The sequence below is a fragment of the Anoxybacillus ayderensis genome (genome assembly GCF_000833605.1).
In the GTDB taxonomy this organism is placed as follows: Bacteria; Bacillota; Bacilli; order Bacillales; family Anoxybacillaceae; genus Anoxybacillus; species Anoxybacillus ayderensis.
This window is the reverse complement of sequence record NZ_JXTG01000015.1, coordinates 21656-41570: the sequence shown is the minus strand read 5'-3', so window position 1 is coordinate 41570 and position 19915 is coordinate 21656. Positions and strand designations below refer to the sequence as shown.

The 19915-nt window shown below is 39.9% G+C and carries 16 protein-coding genes, 2 tRNA genes and 1 pseudogene; all 19 read right to left on the bottom strand.

Going from position 1 to position 19915, the window contains the following annotated elements:
* Positions 1 to 31 precede the first annotated feature (31 nt).
* Complete coding sequence (hslO, locus tag JV16_RS11595; RefSeq protein WP_021095789.1) at positions 32 to 919, bottom strand: Hsp33 family molecular chaperone HslO; 888 nt, start codon at positions 917 to 919, stop codon at positions 32 to 34.
* Between the two features lie 5 nt (positions 920 to 924).
* Entirely contained in the window at positions 925 to 1698 is a 774-nt protein-coding gene (locus JV16_RS11590; RefSeq protein WP_042535935.1) for a type III pantothenate kinase, read from the bottom strand.
* Positions 1699 to 1797: 99 nt separating this feature from the next.
* Positions 1798 to 3681, bottom strand: coding sequence for an ATP-dependent zinc metalloprotease FtsH (ftsH, locus tag JV16_RS11585; RefSeq protein WP_021095787.1), 1884 nt, complete (start codon positions 3679 to 3681; stop codon positions 1798 to 1800).
* Positions 3682 to 3767: 86 nt separating this feature from the next.
* A complete protein-coding gene (gene hpt / locus JV16_RS11580) occupies positions 3768 to 4313 on the bottom strand; it encodes a hypoxanthine phosphoribosyltransferase (RefSeq protein ID WP_021095786.1) in 546 nt (181 codons plus the stop codon).
* 21 nt (positions 4314 to 4334) lie between these two features.
* Entirely contained in the window at positions 4335 to 5717 is a 1383-nt protein-coding gene (tilS, locus tag JV16_RS11575) for a tRNA lysidine(34) synthetase TilS (protein WP_042535933.1), read from the bottom strand.
* Between the two features lie 78 nt (positions 5718 to 5795).
* On the bottom strand, positions 5796 to 6752 hold the full coding sequence (locus JV16_RS11570) for a serine/threonine protein kinase (protein ID WP_084220361.1): 957 nt from the start codon (positions 6750 to 6752) through the stop codon (positions 5796 to 5798).
* Positions 6715 to 7470: pseudogene (locus JV16_RS11565) on the bottom strand (vWA domain-containing protein); the annotation flags it as partial. The gene JV16_RS11570 and the pseudogene JV16_RS11565, both read right to left, overlap by 38 nt.
* 54 nt (positions 7471 to 7524) lie before the next feature.
* A complete protein-coding gene (gene spoIIE, locus JV16_RS11560) occupies positions 7525 to 9990 on the bottom strand; it encodes a stage II sporulation protein E (RefSeq protein ID WP_021095782.1) in 2466 nt (821 codons plus the stop codon).
* Between the two features lie 179 nt (positions 9991 to 10169).
* A tRNA-Glu gene (locus JV16_RS11555) sits at positions 10170 to 10241 on the bottom strand.
* Positions 10242 to 10254: 13 nt separating this feature from the next.
* Positions 10255 to 10331, bottom strand: a tRNA-Met gene (locus tag JV16_RS11550).
* Positions 10332 to 10468: 137 nt separating this feature from the next.
* Positions 10469 to 10861: a S1 domain-containing RNA-binding protein gene (locus JV16_RS11545; protein ID WP_006323664.1), complete on the bottom strand. Its 393-nt coding sequence runs from the start codon at positions 10859 to 10861 to the stop codon at positions 10469 to 10471.
* A gap of 94 nt (positions 10862 to 10955) precedes the next feature.
* Positions 10956 to 11327, bottom strand: a complete 372-nt coding sequence (locus tag JV16_RS11540) for an FtsB family cell division protein (RefSeq protein ID WP_021095781.1) — start codon at positions 11325 to 11327, stop codon at positions 10956 to 10958.
* A 22-nt stretch (positions 11328 to 11349) separates the two neighbouring features.
* Positions 11350 to 11946, bottom strand: a complete 597-nt coding sequence (gene yabQ / locus JV16_RS11535; protein WP_235045459.1) for a spore cortex biosynthesis protein YabQ — start codon at positions 11944 to 11946, stop codon at positions 11350 to 11352.
* 8 nt (positions 11947 to 11954) lie between these two features.
* Positions 11955 to 12248, bottom strand: coding sequence for a sporulation protein YabP (gene yabP, locus JV16_RS11530; protein ID WP_042535926.1), 294 nt, complete (start codon positions 12246 to 12248; stop codon positions 11955 to 11957).
* A 66-nt stretch (positions 12249 to 12314) separates the two neighbouring features.
* A complete protein-coding gene (locus JV16_RS11525) occupies positions 12315 to 12572 on the bottom strand; it encodes an RNA-binding S4 domain-containing protein (RefSeq protein WP_042535924.1) in 258 nt (85 codons plus the stop codon).
* Position 12573: 1 nt separating this feature from the next.
* Positions 12574 to 14025, bottom strand: coding sequence for a bifunctional methyltransferase/pyrophosphohydrolase YabN (gene yabN / locus JV16_RS11520; protein ID WP_042535922.1), 1452 nt, complete (start codon positions 14023 to 14025; stop codon positions 12574 to 12576).
* Positions 14026 to 14027: 2 nt separating this feature from the next.
* Entirely contained in the window at positions 14028 to 15584 is a 1557-nt protein-coding gene (locus JV16_RS11515; protein ID WP_042535920.1) for a putative polysaccharide biosynthesis protein, read from the bottom strand.
* 62 nt (positions 15585 to 15646) lie between these two features.
* A complete protein-coding gene (gene spoVT, locus JV16_RS11510) occupies positions 15647 to 16183 on the bottom strand; it encodes a stage V sporulation protein T (RefSeq protein WP_009360768.1) in 537 nt (178 codons plus the stop codon).
* Between the two features lie 195 nt (positions 16184 to 16378).
* Positions 16379 to 19891, bottom strand: a complete 3513-nt coding sequence (mfd, locus tag JV16_RS11505; RefSeq protein WP_042535918.1) for a transcription-repair coupling factor — start codon at positions 19889 to 19891, stop codon at positions 16379 to 16381.
* Between the last annotated feature and the right edge of the window lie 24 nt (positions 19892 to 19915).

The following is a 19915-nucleotide window of genomic DNA, read 5'->3' as shown; positions in this document are numbered from 1 at the left end:
TTTATCAGTTATTTTCGAAATTGTCAATCATTTATTTTTGTTTTGCTAATTTTTTTAACTCCTCAAGATCTTCGGCCGAAAATGTGTACGTTTCATTACAAAAATGACAAGATGCTTCCGCTTTCCCTTCCTCATCAATCATTTGCTGAATTTCTTCCGCTCCCAAGCTAATAATGGCATCTGCTACTCGTTCACGCGAGCAACGACAAACAAATGACACGGGCATCGTTTCGAGAATTTTTACATTTTGTTCCCCACCGAGCAGTTCATATAAAATTTGTTCCGGCGTCAAACCACTTTCGATCATTTTGGAGATCGGCGGAATAGTAGCTAAATTTTTTTCAATGTCGGCAATTGTTTTTTCTTCTGTTCCCGGCATGAGTTGTAAAATAAAACCACCAGCCGCTAATATCGTATAATCTGGGTTAACTAACACACCAACCCCAACGGACGATGGCGTTTGTTCAGAGGAAACGAAATAGTATGTAAAGTCTTCACCAAGTTCTCCAGATACGAGCGGAACTTGTCCTGTAAAATAATCGCGTAACCCTAAGTCTTTCACCACTGTTAATGTCCCATTTGTCCCAACTGCCCGGGCGACATCGAGCTTCCCATTCGCATTTAATTCAAAATGAACATGTGGATTGGATACGTAGCCACGCACATGTCCTTTGGCGTTACTATCAACAAGAATATGTCCAATAGGTCCACCACCTTCAATTTTAATTGTAATTTGGCTATCTCCTTTTAACATGGCCCCCATCATCACACCCGCCGTCATGGCACGACCTAAAGCAGCAGACGCTGTTGGCCACGTTTCATGTCGCCTTTGTGCCTCCTGAACCGTTTCTGTTGTTCGTGCTGCATACGCTCGCACTTGACCATCGTATGCCAACGCTTTTACTAAATAATCTGCCATTGCTGTCACTCACCTTTCTTGTTTCGCTCATATAACAATTGCAATCCTTTTAACGTTAAAAACGGATCGACGATATCAATCACCTTCGATTCATGGGCAATTAGTGATGCTAATCCACCTGTTGCAATTACTTTTGGAGGAATAGTGCTTTTTCCTTTCATCCGTGACACAATTCCTTCTACTTGTCCGACATATCCATATAAAATACCAGCCTGCATCGCACTTACTGTATTTTTCCCAATAATATCGTCTGGACGGGCAATTTCAATACGCGGAAGTTTAGCGGCTCGAGAATAAAGCGCTTCCGTGGAAATCGTAATACCTGGCGCAATAGCTCCTCCCATATATTGTCTATGCTCGTTAATATAACAGTATGTTGTTGCTGTACCGAAATCAACGATAATAAGCGGTGCACCGTACAAATGAATGCCCGCTACAGCATTGACAATTCGGTCTGCTCCGACTTCTTTCGGATTGTCATACTTAATGTTCAGCCCTGTTTTAATGCCTGGACCGACAATGAGGGGCTTAATATGAAAGTATTTTGTACACATTCGTTCTAACGCAAACATAATTGGCGGAACAACGGAAGAAATAATGATGCCGTCAATGTCAGAAAAATGCAATCCGACATCTTGCAACAACATTTTCACAATCATCCCGTATTCATCTTCTGTTTTGCTTCGGCTCGTTTCAATGCGCCAGTGAAACTTCAGTTCGTCTCCATCATATACACCTAGTACCGTATTTGTGTTTCCAACGTCTAATACAAAAATCATCACTCATCCCCACTTTTCGCAATTTGTTCCTTTTTTCATCATACCATACTCGTTTGAGCGGACGGTAAAAAAAGATGCCTCTTATAAAAAGAGACACCTTTATTCTTCTTTTTTCGTTTGAATATTTACTTTTACCTCTTCTTGTTTATCACCATTTCGATTTGGTAACGTACCGTGCTCGAACAAATGCTTAATTTGCTCCGCATCAAGCGTTTCAACTTCAAGCAACGTATTCGCAATGAGGTTTAGCTTGTCGCGATTTTCTGTTAATACACGCTTAGCTTTTTCATAACATTCTTTAATAATGCGTTGCATCTCAAGGTCAATTTCGTATGCGATTTGATCGCTGTAGTTTTGCTCGTTATGCAAATCACGACCTAAAAACACTTGACCGTGAGATTGACCAAACTGCATCGGTCCAAGTTTATCGCTCATACCAAACTCCGTAACCATGCGACGAGCGATGCTTGTTGCACGTTGGAAATCGTTATGTGCTCCTGTACTCACTTCGCCAAAAACAATTTCCTCCGCCACGCGTCCACCGAGAAGGCCTGTAATTTTATCAAGCAATTCTGGTTTTGTCATAAAATAACGATCTTCTTTTGGCAACATGACCGCATAGCCACCTGCTTGACCGCGCGGGACAATCGTTACTTTATGTACCATTTCCGCATCAGCAAGCACCATGCCAATGACTGTATGACCTGCTTCGTGATAAGCGACAATTTTTCGTTCCTTTTCAGAAATGACGCGACTTTTCTTAGCAGGACCAGCAATGACACGATCCGTTGCTTCATCAATATCGCTCATATCAATTTTTTTCTTGTTACGTCGAGCAGCAACAAGTGCAGCCTCATTTAATAAGTTTTCTAAATCTGCACCAGAAAAACCAGGTGTACGCATCGCAATCGCTTTTAAATCAACAGATTCATCAAGAGGCTTGTTGCGCGCGTGTACACGAAGAACCGCTTCACGTCCTTTCACATCTGGACGGTCAACCGTAATTTGACGGTCAAAACGACCTGGACGTAAAAGGGCAGGGTCTAAAATGTCTGGACGGTTTGTTGCCGCGATAATAATAATGCCTTCATTTCCGCTAAATCCATCCATTTCAACAAGCAATTGGTTTAATGTTTGCTCCCTTTCATCGTGACCTCCACCTAAGCCAGCACCACGTTGACGCCCGACCGCATCAATCTCGTCAATGAAAATGATACAAGGAGCATTTTTCTTCGCTGTTTCAAATAAATCACGTACACGCGAAGCACCGACACCGACAAACATTTCAACGAAATCTGAACCGCTAATAGAGAAAAACGGGACACCTGCTTCCCCAGCAACAGCTCTTGCCAATAACGTTTTCCCTGTTCCTGGTGGTCCGACGAGAAGAACCCCTTTTGGAATGCGAGCGCCAAGCTCGACAAACTTGCGAGGATCTTTTAAAAACTCAACAATTTCAACAAGTTCTTGCTTTTCTTCATCCGCACCGGCAACGTCTTTAAAGCGCACGCGCTTCTTATCTTCGTTATACAGTTTCGCACGGCTTTTGCCAAAATTCATCACTCGGCTGCCGCCGCCTTGCGCTTGATTTAATAAAAAGAAGAACAAAATAAAAATGATGATAAACGGAATAATGGACGTAAAAAACGTCACCCATCCGCTCGTTTCATCAGCAGGCAACACTTCTACCTTCGCCTGCTTCGCTGCCTCATCGATTCGCTGAAGAACTTGTGGGCTGTTTGCTACGTATGTCGTAAAAAACTGCCCTTCAGCATAAGTTTTTAATTGCCCACGAATTTCATAAACGCCTCGCTCCGGCTTCAACGAGACATACTTTACATCACCATTTTCTAGATGGGTAATGAACGCATCGTACGTCATCCGTTCCGCCCGTTGATTGCCGCCATTTAAAAAGCTCACAACACCAATGACGACAAGGAAAATAAGCAAGTAAAAGATTGTATTACGGAAAATGCGGTTCATTTCCTACCTCCTCCCACACTTAAAACACGCTATAGTCAATAGTATCATAGAAAAACGTTCCAAAACAAACGATGTGCATGAAAAAATTATTTGCTGTATACTTCTGGCTTTAACACACCGATGTACGGAAGATTTCTGTATTTCTCACAATAGTCTAACCCATAACCGACAACGAATTCATCCGGAACGATAAAACCGATATAATCTGCTTCAATATTCGCTTTGCGACCAGACGGTTTATCGAGCAAAGTCACGATTTTAATCGATTTTGCTTTGCGATAGCGGAATAAGTCGGCTAAATAGCTGAGTGTTAAACCACTATCAATAATATCCTCAATAATGAGCACGTCACGACCTTCAACGGATGTGTTTAAGTCTTTCAAAATTTTCACTTCTCCAGACGATACTGTCGCATTGCCATAACTCGATACATCCATAAAATCAATTTCTAAATATGTATCTATATGCTTAATTAAGTCTGCCATAAACGGCATAGCACCTTTTAATACACCAACCGCAAGCGGAAAGCGCCCTTCATATTCTTTCGTCAATAATGCTCCTAACTCTTTTACTTTTTGTTGAATTTGTTCTTCAGTAATTAAAATTTTTTCCATATCTTGATGCATACCCATATTCTTTCCTCCTACCATCATTCATTGCTTTTTATAGTGTAATACAATATAGCGATTTTTTGTAATATTTGTTGCTGTATAAACTGATTTTTTTACACCAGGAATCCATATGATGTTCCCGTTTGCATCTTCAACAATTGGCCATTGTTCCCGCTCGTTCGCTGGGATTTTTTCGTCAATAAAAATGCGAGCTACTTTTTTCGGATGCTCCATTCCTTTTACTTTCATGCGGTCTCCACGCTTTCTCGTTCGAACCCGGAGCGGCAACGCTAATTGATCAACATCAATCACTACATGCTCATCGTCTTCAATGACAGGATAACGATCAACAAACTGACTAGTGAGTTGACATCCGTTTGGTAATACGAGCGTCTCAGGAACACGGAAAAGAAACTCATATTCACTCGTTTGTTCCTGTTGAAACGTAAATATACACACCTCGTATTGACGAATGACTTTTAAACCATTTGGAAAATGAAGCATACCTGAAGGATGTTGTCGTTTTAAAAAAAGTAGCGCCTGGTTTATATGTATAGAAGATAACGACGATGGAACATTCCCATAAAGATAGTTTAATATTAGTTGAATCCCTCGCCTTTGTAAAGGTTTTGGCATGCGCATAAACGAAGGAATATGGACACGGACATGCCCTTTTTGTTGGTCAACAACATCTTTCAATTTTTCTTTCGTTAATTGCTCTAAAAATGCTTCATCTTCGCTCATCGTCTCGCTAAATTGTTGAACATGCTCATGAGCGCGACTGTTTTCACTTTTTAAAAAAGGGAGAACGTAACGACGAAAACGATTGCGCGTGTAATCATCTTTGTCATTGCTTGGGTCGTGACGAGTACGCAAGCCATTCTTCTGACAATACTTTTCAATTTGCTGTCGATCAATGCATAAAAAAGGGCGAATAATATATCCGTTGCCAAATGGCCGCTTGATTGGTATGCCTGCATATCCTTTCGGTGTGCTTCCGCGCACAAGTCGCATAAGCACCGTTTCTATCTGATCATCACCGTGATGAGCTAAGGCGACACAATGCGCTTTGTACTTATGCATCACTTGTTCAAAAAAGGTGTAGCGGCAATCACGAGCTGCTTCTTGCACCCCTTTTCCCGTTTGCTCCATATATAATTGGACGTTCAGCTGTTTCGCCTCACATATAATACTACGTTGATCGCAAAAATGTTTCACAAAATGCATATCTTCTTCCGACTGTTTTCCTCGCAACATATGATCAACGTGTGCCACAACGATTTGAATGTCATATCGCTCCCGTTCGCTCCATAAAAAATGGAGCAACGCTAACGAATCCGGACCACCCGATACACCAACAACGACGGTCGTATGACGTTCAAGCAATTGATGCTTTTCAATAAATTGATGTACAATGTCTAACATACTCTCCCTCTTAACAACGTCGTTTTTTACAATCGTACCATATCTCATTCCTCATACTCAAAACGAACGCAGAAAAAATTAAAGAATTTGGACATACAAATAAACGACATACATAAATAAGACGCAAACAAATAAAAACATCGTCTCTACCCAGCGAAATTTTTTCTTTTCTTTTACGTGCACGACTCTCTCTCCCCGTTTTTTTTCTGTCTGCATAGACGGTTGTTGCATACATTGCAATAACTCTTTTCTCATTTCGTAAGCGCAAGTATACTTTCCATCTAGTGCACGCCATAATATTTTTTCATATGTTTTTAAGTACGGATGGGAAGAAATCATGAGACGCAACTGCTCTCGTCCGTTTTCTTTTCTTTCAAATCGCTTTGGATAGCACATATTAATCATAATCATCGCTACGGCAAACAAATCATATGATGGCTCTGCTTTCCTTGTTCCCATTCCCCAATACCCTCGATCAAAAAACTCTGTAAATTCTTTAATCGCCCTCCCGCGAATCGTCGTCCCCCCCACATCAATTAACCGAACTTTTGGAACCTTCCCGGAAACGATTAAATTTTCTGGTTTTAAATCACCAAACACCCATCCTTTTTCATGTAACTTATGCAAATCACCTAGCAGCTGCAATATAATAACAATAATCCATTCTTTCCCACGTTTTTGAATAAAAGTTAACAAATCATCCCCTTCAATATACTCCATCACATAAAATGAATAAATCTTTTTTTCTTGCGGATGAATCCAATCATCTACATCTAATAAACAAGGTCCGAGGGCGACTCCCTGGACCTCTGAAAATCGTTTCAGTACATTTACTTCTGACATCATAGCTGTTGCTTGGTTGCTTATTTTTAGCGCGACAAACGTTCGTCCTTCTTTCGCTAAATAAACAACTCCGTTTGCTCCTTTACCGAGCTGCTTAATAATTTCATAGCGATGTTTATGCCACTTTCCTTGTATAACCGTTCCTGTTCGGATGTTACATAGATTGTTCGATGTATACATCGTCATCACCATCGTGAGTAAATAAGCTTTTTAATGAACGTCTTTTTTGGAATTGTTGTAGCGCCTCGCGGATGGCTGGACCGGTCGGTGTAATTCCCCCGGATGTTAGCTTCGGAAACACACTTGAAATCGACTCCATTTTCGGTGTCCAATCTAAAATGCGGTCCACTTCTCCTTTTTTCCCGGGAAATACGAAAACAGAAAACTCATTATTTCCCGAACGAGCATTTAAACTAATTGATAAATCTAACAATGCTTCTTTCACAGTTTGCAACTTCGTCTTCATACTTCCGCTTGTATCTACTAATATTAAAACTTGTAAATTCACTGTTTCCCCTAATTCTTCGACAACTTCCATTACTTCTCCCCTTTTTTCTGGCGGAAGCTGCTCGATCGAAGCTTGCGATCCTAAAATTTGTTTCAACTCTCGATTAATGACTCCTTGCAACGTCTGTGTCATCGCTTTTCTTGTTACCATTTGGACCGTCTGTGACAATTGTTTAGCATACACAACTTGACTAATTCCACCACCTGACTGAGCAATGCCTTCAATTTCACGCAATCCTTGCTCATCAATAATGTCTTGATCAAGAACACCGATCACATTTACTGTAATTCCTTGTTCTTTCGCTAATGCCGCCATAGCAATTGGATCTTCACCGTGGTTAGAACAACCATCTGTAATTAATAAAATTTGACGTAACGTCCCTTTCCGCATACGTTCATCCCCTCCGAAAAAAGTAGTATACTCCCATCATCGACGTTCAGAGGGGATTTTATACCTTTATTTCATATATTGATATGCGGGAATGACCGCCCATTTCGGTGTATTATGCTTAATGCGCGCAACAACAATTGTCATATCATCTTCAATTTCTCCGCCGTTGACACGAATGACCTCTTCTAAAAGCAACTCTGATACTTCTTGCGGATCATTCGTTTTTAATTCTTTAATTTTTCGTTTCATCCATACATCATGATTTTCAATGTGCGACACTCCATCTAAAATGCCGTCGCTCATCATAATAAGCAAATCGCCTGCTTTTAATTGTTCTTCAATCATTTCAAACTCTACTCCAGTAATAATGCCAATTGGCAAATTGCTCGATTCAATTTTCATCACGTTGTTTCCCCGTTTAATAAAGCTTGGTGAAGACCCGACTTTCAAAAATTTTGTCGTTGCATTTTGCAAATCGACAATGGCCAAATCTAACGTCGAAAAAATTTCTTCTGTCGTACGTAAAGCTAAAATAGAGTTAATGGATTTAATCGCAATTCGTTCTTCAATTCCTGATTGTAAAATTTTTTGTAACAGCTTGAGCGTCTCTTTACTTTCATAATGCGCTCGTTCACCATTCCCCATTCCGTCGCTAATAGCTAACGCATATTTTCCTCCGCCAATTTCCATCATTGCATAGCTATCACCTGAAATGAATCCGCCCCCCTTTGCAACATACGCAACACCTGTGTCAATGACAAACGCTTTCGAAGAACTGAACGTCACCCGACAATCTCCGTTTGGATATATAGAACAATCTTCTTTTTTCACAACGATCGTCTCACCTAAAATATCAGATAGCATCGGTGCAATGAGCTTTTCGCACTCCCCTCTTCCGTCGCAATACGGAACGACCATCTCAATGTCAACGCTTCCTTTGTCTAAACTATAAATTTCAACATCGTTTACATCGACCCCAAACTGTTGAAGGGCATGTAAAATTTGTTCTTCCTGCACATAATAATTTTCACGTTCTTTTTGAATTTCTTTCGCGAAGTCTTCCATGACTTGCGATACACCTAATAACTGTTCTGCGACAAGTCTTCTACTCTCTTTCATTTGTTGCTTTAGTTTTTTATTGGCTTTATAAAATGACACGTCTTTTTCAATAATTTGAACGACTTTATTTGCTTTCACACAATGTTTATTCCATTCGCGTAACAACTTCGCATTCGTCATTTGATCATTTTCGCCTGCTTCTTGCATAATCTTTTTCATATAATCATATGTTTTATCAAAGTGGGTCATCCAACATTGGTCTTTCTTAAAACACGTTTGACACGTTTTAGCAGCAACATCGCTTAAAAAGTAATCAATTTCACGTTCTTCCTCTTCCTCATGCGTAAGCACACCGTATGAAGAGAAACTTTTCGATAACGCTTGAAACACATGAGAAAATTGTTCGACTCGCTGGGCTGTAACATCGCGAATTTTTCTTACATATTGTTGTTGCTCATTCGTATGCTCAACCGTTCCTGGCACATACTTCGCCATTTTGCTCGTTAACGATTGTGGCGTCATCAAGAAAAGTAAAACGGCAAATACCGACTCGACGACATTTGGCACAATGTTCGCTACCCCTTCGCTATAAAGGGTGATTAACAATGTTGCAACGACGAGCCCAAACGAAACACCTAGCTTTCTCCCTTCTTTCAATAGCCCACCGAGCAATCCAGCGAATGCTAGTAGACTCATTTGGTATAAATTTGATACATTCGCTAAACTTAAAATGAGCCCTGTCACAACACCAACAGTTGAACCGACGGTCGCACCAGCAACAAAAGCAAACAAAAGCAATAAATAGCGTGACGCAACATGTTCTAGTGAAAGATCATAAATCGACCAACCAACCATCCCTGTCATCATCGAAGCAAGAAGAATGACAAAAGAAATGACTTCTTCTGGCTTTAACGTTTGTTTATATTTTTGATGGTCAAATAACGGAACACTTTGTAAAAAAATGAGCGTTAAAATGGAGGCAAGACCTGCTTCAATAAACATCGTCATTCCTTCGTATATCGTCCATTCATCATTCCACGTATAAATCATGATCATCTTCGCAAACACAGAGGCAGAAAACACGACAACTGGCAATCTTTTCGGCGGAGCATCAATCCAGTACAACAAACGATAAAAAACGAGAAACATAACGATCGAAGCAACTATAAATAGAGAGGTGTAAAAAGAGATGGTCAACGCTCCCGCAAATAAAGCAATAAACACAAATCCTAACTTATCACGACGAAGTAAATAAATGGCTGCAAAAAAAGGTAAAGCAAACGGTGTCATTTTTGTTAAAATGAGAGCTCGTCCAAGCAAAAAACCGATGATTAAAAACAAAAACCCTTGCTGGAATAACAAATGGCTTAAACGAACCGTAAACCGTTGAAACCACTGAGAAACTGTTGTTCTTGTCTCACTTAAAGGTACTTCCGCCATTCGATTGACTAACTTCCGTTCTAATCTCTCCATATTTATCCTCTCCCTTTTTTCCATATATTCGTCTATTAACTTGTATTATACAGACTGAATTATCAAAATTTTGTCAAAAAAAGAAGATGAATCATATAAATCTTTCGACGGAATACCACAAAAAACGGGTTATACAAACAAAAAAACACCAATTTCGTGACGAAATTGGTGTTTTTTGATGACCCGTACGGGATTCGAACCCGTGTTACCGCCGTGAAAGGGCGGTGTCTTAACCACTTGACCAACGGGCCACTATGTGTAATTTGGTAGCGGCGGAGGGAATCGAACCCCCGACCTCACGGGTATGAACCGTACGCTCTAGCCAGCTGAGCTACGCCGCCATGCAACGACATTTTTTATGCTAACATGTTCTTTAAACAAAGTCAATAGTTTTTTCACTATGAAATTCAAACGAAAAAGCATCCACTCATGAAATGGATGCTTATATAAACTGCCTCATGTCTCGTTCGGCAGCAAGTTAACCGCGTCGAGCACCACGACCTCCTCGTTTCGATTCAGTATGGCGTTTAAGGGATGCTAAACGATCTTCACTTTCTTTCAAGAAACGGCTAATTTTTTGCTCAAAACTTTCTTTTGAAGCGCGATCATTTCCTTTATTGCGCGGACGTGAAGCTTGTTCTTTTGCCTTTTTGATCGATAAGCCAATCTTTCCATCTTTCTCAACATTAATGACACGAACTTCGACAACATCGCCTACTTTAAGATGTTCGTTAATGTCTTTTACATAGCTGTCAGCTACTTCACTAATGTGCACTAAGCCTGTCGCGCCTTCTGGTAACTCAACAAACGCTCCGAATTTTGTAATGCCCGTTACTTTTCCCTGTAACTTGCTGCCTACTTCAATTGACATAAAAAAAGTGCTCCTCCTTAAAATCTGAAAAATCGTTTCTTTCATTATACATAATGAAAAAAACAAGTGTCAATAAGCCTTCTGCCTATCTCTTTTACTCATCAGGAGTGATGAAAATAATTTCTCCTTCTTTCGACAAAAAATATTGTTTTCGCGCCAATTCGGCAATATATTTATCATCATTTAATTTTTTGATCTCTTCTTTTAATCTTTTTTCATCTTTTTGTAACGTGCGCAACTTTTCCTCTAGTTGCTCTTTCGTTTTTATTTGTTCATCGATTGCGGAAGATTGTGTCATCATCGTATATAAAAACAGCGAAGAAGCGGCTAACGCTATCGTTGCCACAAAGCTAAAACGAATAACAATTTTTTTACGACGCCGCGCCTTTTTATGTTCTTGTTTTTCTTGTTGAATAACATACGACGTTTGAATTTTTTTTACTTTGCTTTTTTGTGGGGCACCCATGTTTTTCACCGCTCCTTCTTCATTACCCTTTTTTCCTAAATATATTCGTGATTTTGGCGAGAAACCCTTTTCCAATATGAAAGAAACGTCCAACTGCTGCTTGAAAGCGAAGCGGAGTTTTTCGCCAAATGAAACGTCCAATCCATATAAAAGGTTGCAATAAAAAGCGTATACATACATATACGACTTTATATAAAATTTTACCAATGGATAAAACAAAATGACAAGTAGCGATCAATAAAAAAACAAAAAAACGGTAAAGAAGTCGGAGTGGAAATACGATGATGTAATAAAATAAACGCATAAGGAAACGATATAACGTCACAACGATGCGAATGATGTGTTGCAACAAGCGAACATACATATTTTGAAATAACGCTTGATAAGCAGCGTACCCACATAAAATAGCTAAAAAAATGTACAAGCGAATTTGTCCATTATTCACGAGCAACAACGTGTAAAATACATATAACGCTTGCACAATCCAAAAAAGAATATCTGCAATCCATACGATCAGCCGATGACGTTCGGAACGATTGAATATATGTGCGTATGTATCAAAAGATGCACCGATGACGATCCCTGTTCCAATCATCGCAAGCAAAGTCGTAAATTGCACATGTAAACTCATTTAAACAACTTGCTAAAGAATCCTTTAGCTTTCTCCGTATGATGTTCGTCCAAATAAACGATCTCGAAAATTTTTCCCTTAATTGACACAATTCCTTTATCTACATCTAAGTTTTTCATTTGTAAACTTTGTCCTTTAATAGACAAAAAACCCATAACCGTTTCTAATAAAAATTCTTCATTATCAAAGCTTTCGACTTGCTTCACACCTGTAATTTCTAACGTGCGGCGACCGCGCATCATAATGTCGTGTTCTTGAATCGGTCCTTTATTTCCGATATTTTGTGTCATCATTGTCTCCCCCTCACAACGATCATTTGTACAAGTGTATGAGGGGGGGAAATGGTTTAGAACAAGCTATTCCACTCGCTCTTCTTTTACGATTTCGTATAAGGCGCTCGCTTCTTCTTTTTTCGCATGCTCTTGCAATCCGAGCACTTTTACTGTCACATGTTTTTGACCAAATTGAATCATCATTTCATCGCCTATTTTTACTGTTGAACTTGCTTTCGCTTGTTGACCGTTAATAAATACACGTCCTTGCTCAGCTACTTCTTTCGCCAACGTTCTTCTTTTAATAAGTCGAGAAACTTTTAAAAACTTATCGAGTCGCATATTATAACCCCTCCCTTTTTGCTTCTTCCCATATTTCATCTAGTTGGTCTAGCGAATATGAGCTCCAATCTTTTCTACTTTGTTTTACTTTTTGTTCGATGTATTGAAAACGACGATAAAACTTTTCGTTCGCCATCGCTAATGCCTCTTCAGGATTGACTTTATAGTATCGACATACGTTAATAAGCGCAAACAATAAATCACCAAACTCCATTTTTAATTTTTGTTCATCCATGCGATTGGCTTCTTGTTTCACTTCATTCATTTCTTCTTCCACTTTACGCCACATCGACTCTACTTCAGACCAATCAAATCCAACTTCCGCTGCCTTTTTTTGATATTCATATGCTCGCGATGTGCCTGGTAACGCCTTAGCCACATCGTCAAGCAATGAAAGAGACTCCCTTGCTTTTTCCTCCTGCTTTATCGCTTGCCAGTTACGTACAACCTCTTCAGCATGCTCGACATGAACATCCCCAAATACGTGTGGATGACGGCGAATCATTTTTTCTGTAACGGCGCGAATGACGTCATCAATCGAAAACATTCCTTCATCTTCTCCAATTTGAGCATGAAGCATGACTTGTAATAATACGTCGCCGAGCTCTTCAACCATGTTTTCATCGTCTTGCTGATCAATTGCATCAAGAAGCTCATATGCTTCTTCGAGCAAGTATTTTTTCAGCGACTCGTGCGTCTGTTTCCGATCCCAAGGGCAACCGTTCGGCCCACGCAACGTCGCAATGACACGTCGTAAAGTAATGAAATCATGGTACAAAAGCTCATCATTTTCTACTTTCGGTACATAAACGCTCGTTAAATTGTTAACCGTCATCCCGCGATCAAGCTCGTATAGTGGAACTTTTTCGATACGCTCTTGTTTACTTCCTGCTGCATAAACGATAAAAACCGGATAATCGTGCGGTAATTTTTCTAATAGAGCTAGTTTGACATCGGATGCAATAAACGAATCATATACTTGACAAAAAATGATATGATTTCTCAATTGAATTTCGTCCGGTTGAAATGAAGTCGCATCAATCAATTGAAATCCCTCAATCGGATCGAGACCAACGGCGTTAAATAGGGCATCAAGAAAGCTCTGCCCCCCTTCAATGCGAACAGATATATGATCTCGTTTTTCAAGCAATAACTTTACTGTGCGCTCAGCAACAAGTGGATGTCCTGGCACAGCATATACGACATCCCCTTTTTTTACTTCTTCACAAAGAAAAGCAACAATATGTTCATACACTTGTTCAAATTGATCATATTTTTCATATATATCGTCAAATGATTGAGCGTATATCCCTTCTGCTTCTAATTGTGCAACAACAGGATGATCTTTTGTCCGCAAAAAGAGGCGCTCCGCTTGTTTTAACGTGCGGTACACACCTAAAGACAGTTGATCTATATCTCCTGCCCCAAGACCGACAATTGTAATTGTACCCATGACTATCCAGCCTTTCTTTGTTTGATGTTTGTTAAATAACGACCAAGTGGAATGGCAAGTAATTCTTTCTCATCGAAAACTCCCTTTTTAACGACCATTATAATATAAACAAACGCCCCTATAAACACGCCAACAATTGCTTGAAGCGATGAAAATAGCCTTCCTTGATGAACAGGTAACTCGTTCGTTAACATGATGTATCCAATTAAAATGATTGCCATCACCGTAGCCGCTTGCATCGTCTGAATGACTGTAACGAATGAAAGCAACGGGCGAGACATTTGTTTTTGCACATAAAAAAGAGCGCTTGTACACATGACAACATAGGCAAAGAATGTCGCCATTGCTGCCCCAACCGTATGCCATAAAGGAACGAACCATATATTTAACACCCACTTCGTTACCATACCTATACATACGATGGAAAGCGGGCGAAATACATCCCCAATTCCTTGTAAAATCGCAATAAACGTTAACGTTAACGAAGTAAAAAGAATACAAATGGACAAAATCGTTAGCTCGATCGCACCAGCATGATCTTTAAACAACATGATATTCGCTTGTTTTAATATACAAACTAAACCAACTGCTGCCCCCAACCCAATAACAAAAGCTACCCGAACAGCTGTATATACCCCTTCACGTTGTGTTTGTTTGCGTGATAACATCGGCACAAGCGCTAACGAAAAAGAAGTAGCTGCTACGGTTCCAAGTTGAATGAACGGTTGACCACGGTCATAAATTCCTTTCGCCGTTTTAGCTAGCTCATGTAATCCTGCTTGTCGCAGCAAAGGTAAAAGAGTAAATGAGTCAACGAGCTGCATTAAAACGAGCACCATGTTTGCTAAGCAAATCGTCACTCCGTGAATCGCTAAAAATGACAGCACTTTTCTTTTTTCCTGTTTTGGCAACTGTATTCCCGTATAGGCATTCATTCGTCTTCGCAACATATACGCAACGAGAACGAAAAGCGCTGCAAAACTTCCTATGAGCGAGCCAAACATCGCACCAGCCCCTGCTTCATAAACGGTAAATCCGCGATGAAGCAAAAGAAAAGATAGAAACAAAATAGCTACTACACGTATGAACTGCTCCACGACTTGTGAAACAGCTGTCGGAATCATCTCCTCTCTCCCTTGAAAATATCCGCGCAAAACAGAAGTAAATGGGAGAAGCAAAAAGGCAAACGAAATCACACGAATAAGGGGAGCTAATTGATCATCTCCCATCATGATCGCAAAAAACGAGGCACCAAAATACAAAATGGAAAACATGATAACGCTGATGAATGATAAAAAATAAAAAGAAAGCCGCGCAACCGCAAACTCATATGTTGGCTGTTTATTTTGAGCAATCAGTTTTGAAATCGCAACAGGGTATCCATACGTTGATAAAGCAAGGAAAATTCCATAAAACGGATAAACTTGTTGGTAAATATAAAATCCAACATCACCCGCAATATTTTGATACGGAATGCGATAAAAAGCGCTCAATATTTTTGTAAATAAGGCCGCAAGCGTCAATATGAACGCTCCGCGCAACCAGTCTTTTCTTCCCATAGCCTTTCACCTTTTCAGTCACGTATAATGATACATCAAAAAAAGGTAGCGAGATGCTACCTTTATTGTTCCATTTGACGAGCGAGGAAGCTCGCGGCTGTTTCTGCTGCTTTATGCTCCACTTCACCAAGTGTTTTATCTTTTGAGAAAATAATAACTGCCCCGATTGGATCCCCTCCGGCAATAATCGGTGCAATCACGTATGATTGCATATGCTCTTCATGGGCTTGTGCAAATGACACGTTTGTTTCTTCCGTATGCAAAACGGACTGGCGATCTTCCATCACTTTTTCAACAAGTTCACTTACGCTTTTGTTTAAATACTCTTTTTTCGATCCACCTGCTACTGCGATAAATACATCGCGATCACAAATGAGTACAGGTTGTCCTAAGCTGTCAAATAGAGCCTCAGCGTACTCTTTTGCAAAGTCGCCTAGTTCGCTAATCGGCGAATACTTTTTCAAAATGACCTCACCATCACGGTCAACAAATATTTCAAGCGGGTCTCCTTCACGAATGCGAAGTGTTCTGCGAATTTCTTTCGGAATGACTACTCGTCCTAAATCATCAATTCGTCGAACAATACCTGTTGCTTTCATCTATCGATGCCTCACTTTCATGTAGTTATTAAAAATGGCACTGGTGAAGCAGTTGAATAATTCACCATTGTTGTGATTAGTATCCGTAACAAACGAAGTTATATACACAATGAAGGGGGATTTTTTTTAAAAAGTGAAAATCCCCCATCTTCATCATTGCCACTTATTTATAAACAGTAAACATGTATTACTCAATTATTTTTTAGCATATTTTAACCCTTTTAGCAACTCATAAATGATCATCATCCATTGTTGTGGTTTCATCCCTTTCGTATGAACGACAATTTTAAATCGATCGCCGTCCATGCCAAACCCAACGTCTCTTCCATACGGCTCACCGAGTTTAAACAATTTGCTGACATCGATTTGCTTTGTCGTTTCTTGTGAGAACAAAATCGTAATTTCTTGTTTCGTTTGCTTAATGGACTGAATGAGATGCTGTTTTGCATATATTTTCATTTCTGCAATTTGGAATAAATACGCCACTTCATCTGGATACTCACCGAAACGGTCTAACATTTCTTCTCGCAATTGTTCGAGTTCCTCTAACGAGTCAAGTGCGCGGAATCGTTTATACATCTCGATTTTTTGTTGTTCATTTGAAATGTAATGCTCCGGAATATACGCATCAACTTCTACATCAATTTCTACTTCAAACGGTTTTTCTTGCTTCATTCCTCGTCGTTCTTCAATAGCTTCTTTCAACATTTGAGAATAAAGCTCAAAACCGACGGAATCAATAAACCCGTGTTGCTGTGCCCCTAATAAGTTTCCAGCTCCTCGAATAGACAAATCGCGCATCGCAATTTTAAAACCAGATCCGAGCTCTGTAAACTCCTTAATCGCTTGTAATCGTTTTTCGGCTATTTCATTTAACACTTTATCTTTTCGATACGTAAAATACGCATACGCAATGCGATTGGAACGCCCCACTCGCCCACGCAATTGATATAGTTGGGAAAGACCCATTTTGTCGGCATCATAAACAATTAACGTATTTACATTTGGAATATCGACGCCTGTTTCGATAATCGTCGTACTTACTAACACATCGTACTGTCCTTCTAAAAACGCAAGCATGACCGCCTCTAATTCATGTTCGGACATTCTTCCGTGCGCATACGTGACGCGCGCATCAGGCACGAGCATCGAAATTTCTTCCGCTTTGCGATCGATATCTTCAATGCGATTATAAAGGAAAAACACTTGTCCTCCGCGCGCCATTTCGCGCTCAATCGCTTCTCGCACAATGATCGGACTATATTCCATCACATACGTTTGTACGGGGAAACGATTTTCCGGAGGTGTTTCGATGACAGATAAATCGCGGACACCGATAAGCGACATATGCAACGTGCGCGGGATCGGTGTAGCGGTTAATGTTAATACATCAATATTTGTTTTTAATTGTTTAATTTTTTCTTTATGAGCAACACCGAATCGTTGTTCCTCGTCAATAATTAATAAACCTAAATCTTTAAACGATACATCTTTTGATAAAAGCCGATGCGTACCAATCACCATATCGATTGTGCCGTCTTTTAAGCCTTGGATCGTTTCCGCTTGTTGTTTTTTTGTACGGAAACGACTTAATAAACCGACGTTAATCGGATATCCTTGGAAACGTTCACGGACCGTTTCATAATGTTGCTGGGCTAAAATTGTCGTTGGAACGAGAAATGCGACTTGTTTTCCGTCCATAATTGCTTTAAATGCGGCACGCAACGCAACTTCTGTTTTCCCATAACCAACATCCCCACATAATAGCCGATCCATCGGGCGCTCGCTTTCCATGTCCCGTTTAATTTCACGAATCGAACGAAGCTGATCTTCCGTTTCTTGATATGGGAACGCTGCTTCAAATTCCCGTTGCATTTCATTATCAGGTGAGAATGCATATCCTTTGCTCGCTTCTCGCTCCGCGTACAATTTCATTAAATCTTCGGCAATATCTTGAACAGAAGACTCTACTTTCTTTTTTACTTTCTTCCATTCTGTTCCGCCTAGTTTATAAATTTTCGGTTCTTTTCCTTCTGAACCAACATATTTTTGGACGAGATCCATTTGATCAACAGGAACGTATAACGTATCATTCCCTTGATATTGAATATGAATGTAATCTTTATGGATTCCGTTAATTTCTAACGTTTCGATTCCTAAATATTTCCCGATTCCGTGATTGACGTGAACGACATAGTCACCAACTTTTAAGTCCGTATAACTTTTAATACGCTCCGCATTCGACAATTTTTGACGTCGCATAGGACGTTTCAGTCGTTTTTTAAATAGCTCTTCTTCCGTAATGACGGCAAGCTTTTGCATTGACAATTCAAATCCTGCGACGAGCCCCGACGGAACGATTTGACATTTCCCATGGAATAATGCATCGTCTTTTCCGATTTGAATGGCATCAATCTCATAATCTTCCAACGTTCGTTTCAGCTTTTTCGCTCGTTCTTCGTCCCCCGCTAGCAACACAACCGCATAGTTTCCCTTTTGCCAACGTTCAATTTCCACCTTTAACAATTGCATTTGACTATAGAACACTTGTATTTGCTTGCAAGATATATTGACAATATTTTGCGGGTGTGTATATGGGATATGACGTAAAAATAAAGACAAATAAATCGTTTGCCTCATCCGCTTTTGTAACACTTCAGGAAACGAATGAGAAATCGATACGTTTTGTACGATTTTTCCTTCTTCCAATAAGTTCGTATACCACTCTGCCTCTTCTTGCTCGAGTTTTTCTGCTACTTCTTGAATGCGACTCATTTCATCAATGACAACTACACCGTTGTCTGGAATATAATCTAGCAAACTCGCAGCCGAAGGGTAAAAGAACGAGAAATACTTGTACATTTCTTCGATTGATTTTCCATTTTTCAGCTGTTCCAATTCAAACGACATATGTTCGTATAAACGATTTTTCGTCTTTTCATCATGAATATGCTGCAACGTATCATGAAATTGTACTTCTAGCTTTTGAATAGCTTCAGCCATATGTTGTTGTTCAATAATGAGTTCCGTCGCTGGACCGATGAATACCTCATCTATTTCAGCTACCGAACGTTGATCGTCAACTGCAAACGTCCGAATCGACTCAATTTCAATATCAAATAACTCAATGCGATAAGGAAGCTCTGCAGTAAGGGGATAAATATCAATAATGCCTCCTCGAACGCTAAACTCCCCTGGCGTTGAAACGACTGATACACGCTCGTATCCCATCGCAACAAATTGTTTTAAACAACGTTCGACGTCCACTTGCCCACCAACGCGAAAATGAAGTTGATAACGTTCCCATACATCTTTTGGTGGAAGTAGTCGTCGCAATGCGGCAATTGGAGCGATGACGATTCCTTTTTTCCGTTCACACCAATAGTTTAATACTTCTAAACGTTGTGCTCTCAATTCCGGACTAGCTACAGCTAATTCAGCTGCAATTAATTCATTGACGGGATAAAGAAATACTTCCTCCTCATCCACTAATTGAATCAGATCGTCATATATTTTTTGTGCTTGAAATAAATTGTGCGTTACAATGCATAAAGGCCGTTCTGTCTCCTCATACAAAGAAGAAATAAAAACAGAACGGGCCGAGCCAGATAAACCTGTCACAAGCTGCTCTTTTAACCCATTGCGAATGCCCTCTGCAACCGATTGCATGTCCGCATGATTCATAAAATATTGTCTTAAACCTCGCAAAAAATTCCCTCCTCTCCAACATAA

Bases quoted from the DNA above. Each gene is read 5' to 3' on its own strand.
- JV16_RS11515 (WP_042535920.1), bottom strand. From the start codon at position 15,584: ATGGGAAGAAAAGACTGGTTGCGCGGAGCGTTCATATTGACGCTTGCG.
- hpt (WP_021095786.1), bottom strand. From the start codon at position 4,313: ATGGGTATGCATCAAGATATGGAAAAAATTTTAATTACTGAAGAACAA.
- hslO (WP_021095789.1), bottom strand. From the start codon at position 919: ATGGCAGATTATTTAGTAAAAGCGTTGGCATACGATGGTCAAGTGCGA.
- yabP (WP_042535926.1), bottom strand. From the start codon at position 12,248: ATGACACAAAATATCGGAAATAAAGGACCGATTCAAGAACACGACATT.
- yabN (WP_042535922.1), bottom strand. From the start codon at position 14,025: ATGGGTACAATTACAATTGTCGGTCTTGGGGCAGGAGATATAGATCAA.
- spoIIE (WP_021095782.1), bottom strand. From the start codon at position 9,990: ATGGAGAGATTAGAACGGAAGTTAGTCAATCGAATGGCGGAAGTACCT.
- JV16_RS11570 (WP_084220361.1), bottom strand. From the start codon at position 6,752: ATGGTGATGACGATGTATACATCGAACAATCTATGTAACATCCGAACA.
- JV16_RS11590 (WP_042535935.1), bottom strand. From the start codon at position 1,698: ATGATTTTTGTATTAGACGTTGGAAACACAAATACGGTACTAGGTGTA.
- ftsH (WP_021095787.1), bottom strand. From the start codon at position 3,681: ATGAACCGCATTTTCCGTAATACAATCTTTTACTTGCTTATTTTCCTT.
- JV16_RS11525 (WP_042535924.1), bottom strand. From the start codon at position 12,572: ATGCGACTCGATAAGTTTTTAAAAGTTTCTCGACTTATTAAAAGAAGA.
- spoVT (WP_009360768.1), bottom strand. From the start codon at position 16,183: ATGAAAGCAACAGGTATTGTTCGACGAATTGATGATTTAGGACGAGTA.
- JV16_RS11545 (WP_006323664.1), bottom strand. From the start codon at position 10,861: ATGTCAATTGAAGTAGGCAGCAAGTTACAGGGAAAAGTAACGGGCATT.
- tilS (WP_042535933.1), bottom strand. From the start codon at position 5,717: ATGTTAGACATTGTACATCAATTTATTGAAAAGCATCAATTGCTTGAA.
- JV16_RS11540 (WP_021095781.1), bottom strand. From the start codon at position 11,327: ATGGGTGCCCCACAAAAAAGCAAAGTAAAAAAAATTCAAACGTCGTAT.